Origin of the sequence: Enterococcus sp. BSD2780061688st2 D3, assembly GCF_005844145.1 — a bacterium.
GTDB classification, from domain to species: domain Bacteria; phylum Bacillota; class Bacilli; order Lactobacillales; family Enterococcaceae; genus Enterococcus_B; species Enterococcus_B durans.
In genome coordinates this window covers 113828-127905 of the sequence record NZ_SPHN01000004.1, presented here as the reverse complement: position 1 = coordinate 127905, position 14078 = coordinate 113828, and the positions used below count along the sequence as shown (strand labels likewise).

Sequence of the window (14078 nt, the reverse complement as noted above, 5' to 3'; positions counted from 1 at the left end):
ACTGTAAAAAAGGAGTCTGACTTTTATGGACAATGAACTATTGATTATTGAATTACTTTCCACCAAACAAAAAATAATGACGATTATCAAGAAGCAAACGAAAAAAATGAGTGTAATGTTGGGGTTTTATTTTATCGGAGCACTGTTCTTTTTTTATGGACTTGCGGGAGTCGTCTATCAGTATCTACTAAATAGAGGGATTTCTTATTCTTCGGTTGATCGTGTAACGAATCTCTATGGATTTTCCAAAGCATGTGGTTTTTTTGTCATGTTGATTTTGTTCTTATTGTTTTCTTTTTTATGGGGAAGATATCACTATATTTCCCGACACTTTGACCAGTGGATCGAAAAACGAGTAGAAAATCATTTCTATGCCAAAGCCCCTATACAAGATCTTCCTTCTATTTTTTTGTTTGAAAAGAATGAACTGAAAATGACCGTAGCAAAAAAGGATTGTTTTTTTCTTTCCAAAACGATTGATGATGTGTCCTTGTTTTTGGGTATTTACAAGTGGTATGGCATGGATCGGTACGCTATTTTTATAGAAACGGATGAAATAATGGAAACTGTTCCTGAAATAAGAACTGTGTTCAGTCGGCATTTTGCACTAGGAGCAGGGTTGTTGCTGTTAGGTCTAGGCGGGGCTTTTTTCTACGCTTCAGGAGGTCCAATCAGTGGGATACATGGATCAACGATCGCTAAAGTCGCAGTGACACATTCTTCAGAACGGTCCGATGATGGGGATCTCTTGAAAGATCCAAAAAAAGAAGTTCAATTGGTGGCAAGTCAAACGAATGACTTGAAGATTGATCAGGAGACGAAAAAATTATATATGACAACAGATCAAGGTAAACAGTGGCGATTTGTACCGCTGGCGCTTGACTGGGTCCGCTTTGGAGACTATACACTGACTTCTGGAACTGTTCCAGTTGGTTACTGGATGGATAAAACATTTGATCTATCTCCTGATTTTTCTTGGTTTCTCTATTCACCTGATCAGCAAGATGTATATATGCTAACTTCGACTGACGCTGGGAAGACTTGGGGCAAAAATCTAATTACGAATCATGGAGAACGAGTGAGGTATAGAAAAGCAACTTTTTTGAACAGTGATCAAGGAATCGTCATGTTTTCTACTGACAATGGGATGTCTGCAGAAAATTTACAGATCTATACAACAAACGATAAAGGAAAGTCTTGGATATCAACTGGTGGCACAGTGATCGACCAACCAATCCAAAATGTTAGTTTTGTAACAACTTCTCTCGGCTTTGTTTCTACCAGAGAAAAACTCTACTATACAGCAAATGGCGGAAGGTCGTTCAAAGAATCTATTGTGACCATTCCTGCGGATTATCAAACAGGAGGACTGGACTTGTTCCAATCGCCGAATGAGGTGACCCAAGTCAGCGCAAATAAGTTAGAAGCAAAATTTTATCTTTTGAAGGCAAATTCGATCGATATTGGGAAAATGTTTGCTTGTCTGTTTACCTCGACCGATAATGGCGAGACGTGGCAATTTGAACAGCAGTTATCCCAAGTAGATATCAATGATTAGTGAACTAAACGGTGAGGCACACTATTAAAGAAAGTAAAAACATCAATGGACAGATCCAAAAAGAAGGGATCTGTCCAGAAGATGTTTTTGCTTTTTTGTTTGAAGAAAGAACGATTTCACTAAGAACCATGAACAGTCTTTACCGTTTTTACGTTGTTTGAAATTGGCTGTTATACAAGCTAGCATAGAGCGTGGGTTTGCTCAATAGTTCTGTATGAGTGCCTTGTTCCACGATATCACCGTTTTCCATGACGAGGATCAAATCCGCATTTTCAATGGTAGACAGTCGATGTGCGATCACAAAGCTAGTACGGTTTTCTGTCAAGGCACTCATTGCTTGCTGGATCAATGCTTCTGTTCGTGTATCTACACTAGAAGTAGCTTCATCCAAGATTACGACAGCAGGATCAGCTAATACGACACGAGCGATAGTTAGAAGCTGCTGCTGACCTTGTGAGAGAGTGCCGTTTTCACTTGAGATGATTGTATCATAACCGTTTGGTAAGGTTCGGATGAAATGGTCACATTGCGCTATTTCAGCTGCATGGACGATCTGCGCTCTTGTCGCCTGGCGTTTCCCGTAGGCGATATTCTCGGCAACAGTTCCTTCAAACAACCAAGTATGCTGTAAGACCATCCCAAAATACTTTCGCAACTCATTTCTTGATAACTTGGTGATGTCGATCTGGTCAAACTCGATTTTCCCCTTTGTTAATTCGTAAAAACGCATCAATAGGTTCACGAGTGTCGTTTTTCCTGCTCCAGTAGGGCCAACGATCGCAATCGTCTGTTTAGGTTTGACCGAAATAGTTACATTTTCCATCAATTGTTTATCTGGAGTATAGCCAAAGCGCACCTCTTTAAATTCGATGGCTCCTTTAGGCGAAGAGAGATGTTGTTCTTGACTATCAGGTAGCTCATCTGGTTCATCCATGATCTCAAATATCCGGTCGATCGCAGCCATCGCAGATTGGATAGCATTGATAACGTAAGAAGCAGTGGAGATCGGTTCTGAAATCTGATTGATGTATTGGAGATATGCTTGTAGTAGGCCGAGGGTGATGCCACCAGATAAAACCAGAATTCCTCCAAGAATGGCACTAACGATAAAAGCAAGTTGATTCATTAGACGAATGACTGGATAAATCGCAAAATTCATAAATTGTGCTTTTTTAAAGGCTTGATAGTGCGTTTGATTGATCTTGCGTATCGACTCGATGGCCTGATCCTGCTGATTAAAAGTTTTGATCACTAGATTTCCTGCAAGATATTCTTCCATTTTATTGTTCAAAGAGCCAAGTTCTGCTTGATTTTTATCTGAGATCTGTTTGTTTTTATTTGCAAATCGGTGGGTTACGTAGGCACTCCCAATAATCAATAGGATAACGAGTAATGTCAACTTTGTATTGATGTAAAATAACATTACAATAGAAAATGTTATCGTCGCCAATGACGTGAGAAATTGGTTGATCCCAGTGAGTAAGACTTGAGATACCTGATTCAATCCAGTCGTTGTTCGACTGATGATCTCGCCCACCTGGTGTTGATCAAAGAAAGCCATCGGTAGTGTTTTGAATTTTTTTGTGATTTCTTTTCGAACAGTAAGGGCGATTTTTTCACTTAAAGTGGCCATTGTCCGCTCTTGGATAAATGAAGTGATACTGCTGAGAAAAGAAAAGGTAATCAGTAATATGACTGGCATCAAAAGGGTATCTTTTATGTCTGAGAGCGACATGTTCATCATGCCGACTTCACTGATTCGCTGTAGTAATTGGTCGATGCCGATACCCATGATCATCGGCATTGCGACGACTAATAAATTACCGATCAAACTGCAAAGAAGCAAGCCGTAAAAAATAGGGTGATCTGCTTGGATCATTTTCCAAAAACGCATCAAACTTTGTTTTTTGCTATTCATTTTGTTTTTCGTCATGCTATCCCTTCCTTCACTATTCCTTGTGATTTCGCAAATTCCTGATAAGAATCGCAATTGGCGAGTAGTTGTTCGTGCGTACCTTCCCCGACGATCTTACCGTTATCCAAAACGATGATAGTATCTGCGTGCATGATTGTGCTGAGTCTTTGTGCGACAATGACGAGCGTTTTATCCGACATCTCATCTTGTAAAGCCTGTCTTAAAGTAGCGTCAGTTTTGTAATCTAGTGCTGAAAAACTATCATCAAACACATAAATCTCAGCCGGCTTGATCAATGCTCTGGCAATACACATTCTTTGTTTTTGTCCGCCCGAATAGTTGTCGCCGCCTTGAGCCACAAAACTATCTAGACCAGCGGGTAATTTAGCTAAGACTTCTTCCAATTGAGAGATGCGCAGCGCTTGGTTTAGTTGCTCGCTTGATGCTTCTTCATTTCCCATGGCAAGATTTGAACGAATGGTCCCGCTGAACAAGAAAGCTTTTTGAGGCACATAACTGATTATTTGACGGATCATTGTTTGTTCCAACTCTTGAAGTGGTTGCCCGCCAAGCAGGATTTCGCCACTGGTTGTATCATTTAAACGTAGAAGTAGTTTAGCAATCGTGCTTTTTCCGGAACCAGTACCGCCTACGATTGCAGTCGTTTTTCCTCTAAGAATATCAAAATGTAGATCTTCTAGTACAGGTTCGGAATCTTTTGAATAACTAAATGAAACATGCTTAAAAGACAAAATTGGCTTCTCAGTTAGAGACAATAACTCATTCTTTGGTTGTTGTGGTTCTTTGATTTCAATCGGTGCCTCAAGTATTTCTTCTATTCTTTTCAGAGAAGAAATAGATTTAGGGATGACAACTAAGACCATCGCCGCTGTCATCAGATAAGCTAGGGTCAACATCGAATATTCAACGATTGCTGTAACGATCCCGATCTGGAGCGAACCATTACTTACCAATGTGCCACCAAACCACAAAATAGTACTATAAACAATCCCCATGAATAAGAAAGCAATTGGAGTCACCCAAGCGAATATCCGATTGACTTTGATCATCTGGTCCGCATACTCTTCAAATGTTTGATTTGTCCGTCGTTCCTCATACTCTTGATTGTTGAATGCACGGATCATGGTGACTCCAGTAAAAAACTCCCTTAAAGTGATCGTGATCCGGTCCAATTTAGGTTGGATCTTTAATGAAAGAGGCGTACCTTTTTTCATTAAAAAATAAATGACCCCAGCATAAACCACCACAGAAGTCAACGTGATCATTGTTAAGGTAAACGAGTATTGGAACATCATCACCAAAGTAAAGACCGCAATGATCGGTGCAGGCAAGATCAATTGACAAAATAAGACAAGCATCTGTTGGACGTTGTCCACGTCATTTGTCATTCGCGTTAACAGAGAACCAGTACCAAAGCGATCGGCATCTTTGATGGATAATTGCTGGAACTTAGCAAAATATCTTTCACGTGTTTGGTAGCCAAACTTAGCGGATACTAGTGCGGAAAAGTAGCTGGAAGCAATTGCTGCCAGTGAACCGAATAATGCGACGATCAGCATTTGCCCGCCAATCGCATAGATTTTCGTTTTCTCACCACTGGCAATGCCGACATCGATCAGTGTTGCGACTAGCTTGGGAACGCCAAGGGTCCCGATGATCTGCAAACAGATAAATAAAAAAGTGAAAAAAACGATTTTTTTATTCTTCTGTAAAAATTGTTTTAGTAATTGCATATATGTTCCTCCTTTTTTTTCTGACAAATATGAATTCTACACCTTCAAGTTGCTTGAAGGTCAATGGAAAAAAAGTTAAACTGCAAATGGGGTGAGAATATGGAAAAACTGTATACGATCGGGGAAGTATCCAAATTGTTGAATGTGCCAAAATCGACGATTCGGTATTGGGACGAGCAAGGCTTGATCCATTCGAGCCGACATGAGGAAAATGATTATCGACTATTTGATATTGATGCTATTTTCCAAATCTATGACATTGATTTTTACCGAAAGCTTGATGTTCCAATCAAACAAATGCAAAATTTATATGGAAAAACGCTGGAAGAACACTATGAAACGATTGCTCAAACAGAACAAAGGATCTATCTGGAAAAAGTAGAGTTGCAAAAGAAGCATGAGGAAATCCTGAAACGAAAAGAGCAATTGAAACTCATGCTTGCACACGAAAACAGTGACTTTCCAGAAGAAACGCCACCTTTTGAGGCCATCGTTGCCGTTGATTCTGACGATATTTTAGATTCGAAAGCTTATTTAGAAACGTATGCCAGTTTTGGCAGTGTCTTTGATTTTTCGATCAGTGATGAAATGATCTATGGTTTTTGTACAGATGAACAGACGAATGCTCTACCCATGTCTAAAACCGTTTGGCGAAAAGATCAAGCCAAAAAATATCGTCGTTTTTTGCTGAAAGTCGAAGTCGGGAACACTAAAAATAACAATATTGATCAGGTGAAAAATGAATTAGAAAAACGGGGACTAAAATCTGGACGAGTAATCGGTCAATATCTATTGACGAATACAACGAAGAAAGATGTGTTCGAGGAATACTACCAAGCATGGCTGGAGATTATGTGATAGGGATGTTTTCTTTTATGAAAAATGAAAAAAACATTGACAATCTGATAAGAAAGTGGGATATTAATTAGCAAATAATGAAGCGTTGAAGAGAAGAGTAGCTGAATGGTGAAGGAACAAAGAGACTCCGGTGGGTGGAAAAGGAGATCCTTTCGTCAGTGAAGATGAACTCTGAGCATTTTGATTTGTTCACGCAAATCAAACGGACTGTGACCGTTATCTTGCCGAGTATCTTAGGTACTGTTGAGACATTGTTTGTGAGAATAATGTGAATCAGGGTGGTAACACGAAGCATTCGTCCCTTTTATCTGTAATGGATAAAAGGGACGGGTGCTTTTTTCATTTTGCTCCGTGAAACTTCACGCGCATTTGTTAAAGAGGAGGAAAACACATGACAACACGTAGAACATCACCATTTCGTTATGATATTGTAGGGAGTTTTTTAAGACCAGAAAAATTGAAACAAGCAAGAGAGGACTTTAACAAACAAAAAATCAGTCAAGCAGAATTGACGAAAGTAGAAGATGAAGCCATCATCGACTTGATCAAAAAACAAGAGGCTCTTGGCTTGAAGGCTGTGACAGATGGGGAATTCCGCAGAAGTTGGTGGCATTTGGATTTCTTCTATGGACTAAATGGGATCGAGTTTTTTGTGCCAGAACACGGCTACTTTTTCCATGGAGAAGAAACACGTCCTGGGACGATTACTGTCACTGGCAAGATTTCAGGAGAAGAACATCCGTTTATTGACCATTTTCGATTTACTCGTGAGCATACTAGCGCCGGGATCGAAGTAAAACAAACGATTCCTGCTCCTGCTCAAATTTTAGTGGAACTGCTTCGTCCGGATATTTTACCAAAGATTCGAGAAATCTATCCAGAAAATGACGAATTGATCAAAGACATCGTTGCAGCTTACCGCCAAGTAATCGCGGACCTTTATCAAGCCGGAGCCCGCACGATCCAATTGGATGATTGTACGTGGGGCGTATTAGTTGCTCCTTTACCTAAAGGCTTTTTAGCAGAAACGCAACAGGATGAACGAGAAGTGCGCAAGGAGTTAGCGCAACTGTACCTAACGATCAACAACGCTGTTTTAGCAGATCAGCCAGACGATTTGACGCTGAACACGCATGTTTGTCGCGGAAATTATCACTCGACATGGGCTGCAGCTGGTGGGTATGAGGATGTGGCAGATCCTTTGTTCACGCAAGAAAATGTCCAAGCGTATTATTTGGAATACGATAGTGAACGTTCAGGTGGCTTTGAACCACTTGCCAAAGTATCCGAGGATAAGTTAGTGGTTTTAGGACTAATCACTACTAAAAGTGGGGAACTAGAAGATCGCCAGAAAATCATCGAACGCATTTACGAAGCAACTCGATATCTGCCTTTAGATCGATTATGCCTTAGCCCACAATGTGGCTTTGCGTCCACTGAAGAAGGCAATATATTGACTGAAGAGGAACAATGGGAAAAGCTGGCATTCGTCAAAAGTATTGCAGAAGAAGTCTGGAAATGATTTGTTTAGTTGATCGAAAAAGAGGCGGGGACAGAAGTGTTTAACTCCTAGAAATAAGAAGAAATCAATGAAAATTGCTTTTCAAATTTTTGTGAATTTTGGCTTATTTAAGAAGGAGTTGCTTCTGCTCCCACCGTTTATCCGTTTTTAAAGAATGAGACAAAAGCGTTTCTTACTTTTGTCTCACGCTCAATTAAAGCATTGGCACGCTACTTGTTCTCACGTGTTGAACAGGTAGCGAACCAACGCTTTTTTATTGTCCTTAAGTTTGTTTCGTTTGTGGAACGAAACTTTCTCTTACGATCAGTCGTGTCGGATAGGTGACGATGATTGGTTCTTCCCTAAGGTGGTCGATTCGTTCTACAGCCAATCGAACAGCCGATTTACCAATCGCTTTTGCACTGATGGCAACACTTGTTAACCCAGGGGAGAGAGTCGAAATTGCTTCGATATTGTCAAAACTCACAAGCACGATGTCTTTTCCGATTTGGATCTCTTGTTTTTCTAGTGCTTTGTAAACGCCAAGTGCGATTGGATCACTTCCGATAAGAATCGCTGTGGGTAAATTTGTTTTATTGTCAGCTAGTAGTTCACTGGCAAGTCGTTCCCCTGATTCTTCCGTCCATTCACCCAAATAATGAGTGGTGTGGTTTTCTAAATGATGGTCTCGCATAAAATGAAGATAGGCACGACTTCTTTTTTCATTTTCTGTGATTGTTTTCCCACCGAATTCATCCATATCTACTTGATATCCGCCAATATAGGCAATCCTCTGATGGCCATTTTCTAAAAAAAGTTCTAATACGGAGTTAGTCATTCGTTCTAAATCTGCGTAAACCATATCAACTTCTTGCTGGATGTCTGGATTATCGACTACAACTAAATGTTTGTTTTGTTTTAGGAGATCAGAGATGGATTGTTTCGTCACAGTGCCAACGACGATGATCGCACCTAACTGATCCAAATCTTTCCATTCTGTGGGATTATCGGATAGATTATAGATTCGATTCATGCCGATATGCAGACGGCTGGCTTCTTCTTCCAATCCAGCACGTAATTCTTTATAGTAACTATCTTGTTCTTCACTGGCTTTACTAATCGTTGAAATGACTCCAATTGAAGGCAATCGTTTTTTTACATATTTTCGTTTATTGATATCGTAGTTCAAACTGGCAGCGACTGCAAAAATCCGGTCCCTTGTTTGATCTGCTACATTGATCGTTTTATCCTCATTCAAGACCCGTGAAACTGTCGTAGGGGAAACATTCGCTTTTCTGGCTACATCTCTAATACCAACCATATGACCACCTCGAAAAAAATTTTTTTGAATTGTTATTGACAAATTTGTTTAGTAAACAGTATACAGGAAATGTAAGAAAAGTAAACGGTTACTATTTGTGAAGAGGTGAAGAGATGGAAACAGTAAAAGATATAGAGTGTGCTGAATTAGTAACATACGATGAAAAAGACCGAATATTTCATTTGGCGAATGACACGATTTCCTACATTATCCAAATCGAAGAATCGGATGTCTTAGCCCATGTTTATTTTGGGAAGAGGATCAAGGGGTACCGACATCATAAAAACTATCCTAGAAGAGATCGTGGATTCTCCGGAAATACACCGTTAAATGATGATCGTTCTTTTTCAAAAGATACGCTGCCACAAGAATACTCTAGCCACGGCGGGATGGATTACCGCTTGCCTGCTCTGGTGATTCGTAGAGAAAATGGCTCTAATCTACTGGATCTTAGATACCATGATTATCAAATAAGTGAGGGGAAACCTGCTTTATCAGGATTGCCCCATGCCTATGTTTTACAAGCGAAGGAAGCGGAAACGTTGGTGATCACGTTAAAGGATCGTGAGTTAGGTGTGTACGTTGACTTGATGTATACGATCTATCGCAATCGCTCGGTGATCACTCGCTGTGTGAATATCAGAAATCAAACAACAGAAACGATCGCTATTGAGAAAGCAGCTTCTTTCCAGATCGATCTCACTCATTCAGGTAGATTTGATGAGGTGATTGCGTTACCGGGCGCCCATGTAAAAGAACGGCAAATCTCAAGACAGCCAATTTTGGATGGAATCAAATCCTTTGAAAGCCGGCGAGGGTCAAGCAGTCACCAGATGAACTCATTTATTGCATTGACGAATAAACATACGACAGAGTTTGCAGGCGAAGCCATCGGGATACACCTTGTGTATTCAGGAAACCATTCTTTTGAGATCGAAAAGGATCAAATCAATCAGACCAGAGTGATCGGGGGCATCAATCCCTATAATTTCCATTGGTTGTTAGCTGCAAATCAAAGTTTTCAAACTCCTGAGATCCTCCTTTCTTATTCTGATCAAGGACTGAACCAAATGAGTCAGGTCACCCATCAGTTGTTACAAGAACGAGTTGCCAGAGGAAAACATCAATACCAACAGCGCCCGATTCTAGTCAATAATTGGGAAGCGACTTATTTTGACTTTACGAGTAAAAAATTGGAAGCCATAATCGATGAGGCAAAAGAACTTGGACTTGAGATGTTCGTTTTAGATGATGGATGGTTTGGCAAAAGGGATGCGGATAATTCTTCTTTGGGGGATTGGTATGAATATCGGGGCAAGTTAGCAAATGGATTAAAAGGGCTTGCTGATTACACCCATCAAGCTGGCTTGCAGTTTGGGATATGGGTAGAACCGGAAATGATTTCTCTTGATTCAAAACTTTATCGGCATCATCCAGATTATTTGATGTCTGAACCTGATCGAACACCTGCTGTTTCACGTTCCCAGTATGTGCTTGATTTTACACGTGAAGAGGTACGTGCGGCAATCGAAACGCAATTACGCAAACTGCTGGATACGGTTGACATCGACTATGTCAAATGGGATATGAACCGCTCATTGTCGGATGCTTACTCTGCTTCTTTAGGAAAAGAGAATCAAGGAGAGGTGCTCCATCGCTATGTTTTAGGATTATATGAACTGATGGAACGGCTTACGACGGATTATCCAGAGATCCTCTGGGAAGGGTGCTCTGGTGGTGGCGGGCGATTTGATGCTGGTTTGTTGCACTATATGCCGCAGTCCTGGACGAGTGACAATACCGATGCTGTGGAGCGGATCAATATCCAGTATGGGACAAGTTTAGGCTATCCTATTTCTGCCATGACTGCACATGTTTCTGCTGTACCAAATCACCAGACTGGCCGTGTGACTAGTTTGAAAACACGTGGCGATGTTGCGATGGGTGGCGTGTTTGGGTACGAACTAGATCTGACACACTTATCCGAGGAAGAAAAGAACGAAGTGAAGGAACAAGTCGCTTTTTATAAAGAAATCAGGCAAACCGTTCAGTATGGCGATTTCTATCGTTTGCATGATCCTTTTGAGCAGGCAACTGCTTCTTGGATTTTTGTCGCAAAAGATCAGGAAGAAGCGGTATTGTTTTTAAGCAGAAAATTAGCAAATGCGCAGCCAGACTTCCACGAAATCCGTTTAGCTGGTTTGGCGGAGGAAGATTTTTACCGTGATCAACAAACTGGGCAGATCTATTCTGGTTCTGAATTGATGACAGCAGGGCTTTATTATCCGGATTTTTATGGCGATTTTCAAACATCGCTCATTCATTTTATCAAAGTGGAAGAAGGAGAGAACGCAAATGAACGCAACAATTGATTGGCTAGATGATCCAGAAGTATTTCGAGTAAATCAGTTAGAAGCACACAGTGACCATGTGATCTATGGCTCAAAATCAGAAATCAATACAGCTAGCTCACGTATCCAATCCTTGAATGGGATATGGAAGTTCAAGTACTCAAAAAATGCACAGAGTCGTCCAGTAGATTTCTATAAAAAGGATTTTGATAGCAGTGATTTTGATGAAATAGCTGTTCCTGGTCATATCGAGTTAGCTGGCTATGACAAGATCCACTATATCAATACGATGTATCCTTGGGAAGGCCATGAGTTTCGTCGCCCACCATTTACAACGGCTAGCATAGCACAAACGAAAGGACTGTTCTCTCAGGCAGAATATAATCCTGTTGGTTCCTATCTCACAACGTTCCGTTTGAATGAGAAAATGAAACAAGAAAAGGTCTCGATCCATTTTGCAGGTGTAGAACAGGCGATGTATATTTGGCTGAACGGTCATTTTATTGGTTACGCAGAAGACTCATTTACCCCTGCTGAATTTGATTTGACACCCTATCTGGAAGAAAAAAACCAGCTGGCTGTAGAAGTCCATAAGCGAAGTACAGCAGCATTTATCGAGGATCAGGATTTCTTCCGCTTCTTTGGGATATTTCGCGATGTTACACTGATTGCAAAAGGAAAAAATCATTTGGCAGATATCTGGTTGCGCCCTAAATTAGATGAAACGTTGCAACATGGACAGTTGGAAATGGATATCCAGATTGAAAATATCCTTCCTGACAGTGAAGTGCATCTTCGTATCTTTGATCCGACAGAAAGAAAAATCTATGAAGAAAAATTGGTGTTGACCGCTTCGCTTTCTCATCGTGTTGATCTAGGAAAGGTTGAACTTTGGGGACATTTTCAACCACGCTTGTATCGGATCGAACTGGAGACCCGTAAGGACGGAGAAGTAACCGAATATACCCACTATCCTTTTGGTTTCCGTAAAATCGAGATCAAAGATAAGATCATGTATCTAAATGGAAAACGGTTGATCATCAATGGTGTCAACCGACATGAATGGCATCCGGAAAAAGGACGAGCAATCACGCTTGAAGATATGGAACGGGATGTAAAGATCATTAAGAACGCACATATCAATGGTGTTCGAACCTCCCATTATCCTAACCAGATCGCCTGGTATTATCTTTGTGATCAAGCAGGTATCCATGTTATGGCAGAAACCAATTTAGAATCCCATGGCTCCTGGCAGAAGATGGGGGCATTCGAACCCTCCTACAATGTTCCTGGAAATATTCCCCAGTGGCGTGAAAATGTATTGGATCGGGCAAAAACAAATTTCGAGACGTTGAAGAATCATACAAGTATTTTATTTTGGTCTCTCGGAAATGAATCCTATGCAGAAGAAAATATTCGTTTGATGAATGACTATTACAAAGAAAAAGACCCGGATCGGTTGGTGCATTACGAAGGGAACTTCCCTAACCCCCAATTCGAAGAAACGATTTCAGATATGAAAAGTTGTATGTATGCCTCCCCAGAAGATGTTCGTGCCTATCTTGAAGAAGAAGCACAAAAACCTTTTATTTTATGCGAATATATGCATGATATGGGCAATTCATTAGGCGGTATGGCCTCGTACATGGAATTGTTAGAACAGTATCCGATGTATCAAGGTGGATACATTTGGGATTTTAAAGATCAAGCAATCCAAATGATCGATCCAATCACGAATCAAAAGGTGATGCGTTATGGGGGAGATTTTGATGATCGTCCTAGTGATTATGAATTTTCTGGAAATGGGATCGTCTTTGCAGATGGAGAAGAGAAGCCAGCTTTACAGGAGGTAAGATATTATTATGGAAAATACAGCAACTAAGTTAAGGGTCATTTACGGGGATTGTACACTGGGGCTGAAAGGACAAGGATTCCATTATATTTTTTCTTATACAAGAGGTGGCATGGAATCATTGAACAAAAATGGAAAAGAATGGCTTTATCGTGAGACCTTGCCTACTTTTTGGCGAGCGTTGACAGACAATGATCGCGGCAATGGGTTTGGGTATCGTTCATCTGTATGGTTAGGGGCAGGAAAGTATCCAAAAGTCAAACAGATTCAGGTAGAGATAGACGATGCAGCCATCGAATTGCCGATCGCGCCGGTCAATAATCAGTATTCAAATACAGAATACGTATCTTCCGCAGAGATCCTATTCACACTAGAATACAATACAGTACCAAAAACGGAAGTAGTTGTCAGCTACCGGATCAATGCGCTTGGGGAAATCAAGGTCAATGTAGTGTACCATGGACAAAAAGGGGTACCAGAATTACCTCTTTTAGGAATACGGTTTATCATGCCAACGCAGGCGACGAGTTTTACCTATGAAGGATTGTCTGGGGAAACGTATCCTGACCGAATGGCTGGTGGAGTAGAAGGTATCTACAAAATAACTGGGTTGCCAGTGACTCCTTATCTGGTACCACAAGATTGCGGTGTCCATATGAAAACAAAATGGGTAGAGATAACGAGAGACACTACATTGAGCAATGTAGAAAAAGAAAAGGAAAAATTTTCTTTGCGATTTGAACAAGTAACAGGAGATTTCGCTTTTTCCGCATTGCCGTATACAGCAGAGGAATTGGAAAATGCGACCCATAGAGAAGAATTGCCACCAGCAAGAAGAACTGTTTTGACGATGTTGGGGAGAGTTCGAGGTGTAGGTGGAATCAATAGTTGGGGTGCAGATGTGGAAGACGACTATCATATCAGTGGAGAAGAAGATCATGAATTTTCTTTTGTGATAAAGTAACCTG

General features: G+C 40.7%; 9 protein-coding genes, 1 pseudogene and 1 other annotated feature. Of the genes and pseudogenes, 7 read left to right on the top strand and 3 right to left on the bottom strand.

What is annotated here, in order from left to right; genetic code table 11:
* The first annotated feature begins 25 nt into the window (after window positions 1-25).
* A complete protein-coding gene (locus FGQ66_RS05010) occupies window positions 26-1558 on the top strand; it encodes a WD40/YVTN/BNR-like repeat-containing protein (protein WP_138301907.1) in 1533 nt (510 codons plus the stop codon).
* Between the two features lie 148 nt (window positions 1559-1706).
* On the opposite strand, the gene FGQ66_RS05005 is transcribed toward FGQ66_RS05010, so the two are convergent.
* Both FGQ66_RS05005 and FGQ66_RS05000 read right to left on the bottom strand, forming a co-directional pair.
* On the bottom strand, window positions 1707-3491 hold the full coding sequence (locus FGQ66_RS05005; RefSeq protein WP_138301906.1) for an ABC transporter ATP-binding protein: 1785 nt from the start codon (window positions 3489-3491) through the stop codon (window positions 1707-1709).
* On the bottom strand, window positions 3488-5227 hold the full coding sequence (locus FGQ66_RS05000) for an ABC transporter ATP-binding protein (protein ID WP_138301905.1): 1740 nt from the start codon (window positions 5225-5227) through the stop codon (window positions 3488-3490). Before FGQ66_RS05000 ends, FGQ66_RS05005 begins: the two co-directional genes overlap by 4 nt.
* Before the next feature lie 99 nt (window positions 5228-5326).
* Here FGQ66_RS05000 and FGQ66_RS04995 point away from each other — a divergent pair, with 99 nt between their 5' ends.
* From FGQ66_RS04995 to FGQ66_RS15660, 3 genes and pseudogenes are all read left to right on the top strand, one after another.
* Window positions 5327-6085 carry a MerR family transcriptional regulator gene (locus tag FGQ66_RS04995; protein WP_081134520.1) on the top strand — a complete coding sequence of 253 codons (759 nt, stop codon included), beginning with the start codon at window positions 5327-5329 and terminating at the stop codon, window positions 6083-6085.
* Window positions 6086-6161: 76 nt separating this feature from the next.
* Window positions 6162-6391: a binding site (T-box leader), on the top strand.
* A gap of 85 nt (window positions 6392-6476) precedes the next feature.
* On the top strand, window positions 6477-7607 hold the full coding sequence (locus FGQ66_RS04990) for a 5-methyltetrahydropteroyltriglutamate--homocysteine S-methyltransferase (protein ID WP_081134519.1): 1131 nt from the start codon (window positions 6477-6479) through the stop codon (window positions 7605-7607).
* A 16-nt stretch (window positions 7608-7623) separates the two neighbouring features.
* Window positions 7624-7758 (top strand): annotated as a pseudogene (locus tag FGQ66_RS15660) (DUF3788 family protein); the annotation flags it as partial.
* A 111-nt stretch (window positions 7759-7869) separates the two neighbouring features.
* On the opposite strand, the gene FGQ66_RS04985 reads toward FGQ66_RS15660, so the two are convergent.
* Window positions 7870-8907, bottom strand: a complete 1038-nt coding sequence (locus FGQ66_RS04985) for a LacI family DNA-binding transcriptional regulator (protein ID WP_138301904.1) — start codon at window positions 8905-8907, stop codon at window positions 7870-7872.
* A 113-nt stretch (window positions 8908-9020) separates the two neighbouring features.
* Between FGQ66_RS04985 and FGQ66_RS04980 the strand changes: the two genes are divergently transcribed.
* The 3 genes from FGQ66_RS04980 to FGQ66_RS04970 are packed head-to-tail and all read left to right on the top strand — an operon-like array spanning window position 9021 to window position 14074.
* Window positions 9021-11279 carry an alpha-galactosidase gene (locus FGQ66_RS04980; RefSeq protein ID WP_138301903.1) on the top strand — a complete coding sequence of 753 codons (2259 nt, stop codon included), beginning with the start codon at window positions 9021-9023 and terminating at the stop codon, window positions 11277-11279.
* Window positions 11263-13140 (top strand): glycoside hydrolase family 2 TIM barrel-domain containing protein, encoded by a 1878-nt coding sequence (locus FGQ66_RS04975; protein ID WP_138301902.1) that lies wholly within the window; start codon window positions 11263-11265, stop codon window positions 13138-13140. The genes FGQ66_RS04980 and FGQ66_RS04975 overlap by 17 nt, the downstream gene beginning before the upstream one ends.
* On the top strand, window positions 13121-14074 hold the full coding sequence (locus FGQ66_RS04970; RefSeq protein ID WP_138301901.1) for a beta-galactosidase small subunit: 954 nt from the start codon (window positions 13121-13123) through the stop codon (window positions 14072-14074). The genes FGQ66_RS04975 and FGQ66_RS04970 overlap by 20 nt, the downstream gene beginning before the upstream one ends.
* The last annotated feature ends 4 nt before the right edge of the window (window positions 14075-14078 follow it).

What these genes read in the sequence shown, in the direction of transcription:
- FGQ66_RS05010 (WP_138301907.1), top strand. Translation starts at nt 26, where the DNA reads ATGGACAATGAACTATTGATTATTGAATTACTTTCCACCAAACAAAAA.
- FGQ66_RS05005 (WP_138301906.1), bottom strand. Translation starts at nt 3,491, where the DNA reads ATGACGAAAAACAAAATGAATAGCAAAAAACAAAGTTTGATGCGTTTT.
- FGQ66_RS05000 (WP_138301905.1), bottom strand. Translation starts at nt 5,227, where the DNA reads ATGCAATTACTAAAACAATTTTTACAGAAGAATAAAAAAATCGTTTTT.
- FGQ66_RS04995 (WP_081134520.1), top strand. Translation starts at nt 5,327, where the DNA reads ATGGAAAAACTGTATACGATCGGGGAAGTATCCAAATTGTTGAATGTG.
- FGQ66_RS04990 (WP_081134519.1), top strand. Translation starts at nt 6,477, where the DNA reads ATGACAACACGTAGAACATCACCATTTCGTTATGATATTGTAGGGAGT.
- FGQ66_RS04985 (WP_138301904.1), bottom strand. Translation starts at nt 8,907, where the DNA reads ATGGTTGGTATTAGAGATGTAGCCAGAAAAGCGAATGTTTCCCCTACG.
- FGQ66_RS04980 (WP_138301903.1), top strand. Translation starts at nt 9,021, where the DNA reads ATGGAAACAGTAAAAGATATAGAGTGTGCTGAATTAGTAACATACGAT.
- FGQ66_RS04975 (WP_138301902.1), top strand. Translation starts at nt 11,263, where the DNA reads ATGAACGCAACAATTGATTGGCTAGATGATCCAGAAGTATTTCGAGTA.
- FGQ66_RS04970 (WP_138301901.1), top strand. Translation starts at nt 13,121, where the DNA reads ATGGAAAATACAGCAACTAAGTTAAGGGTCATTTACGGGGATTGTACA.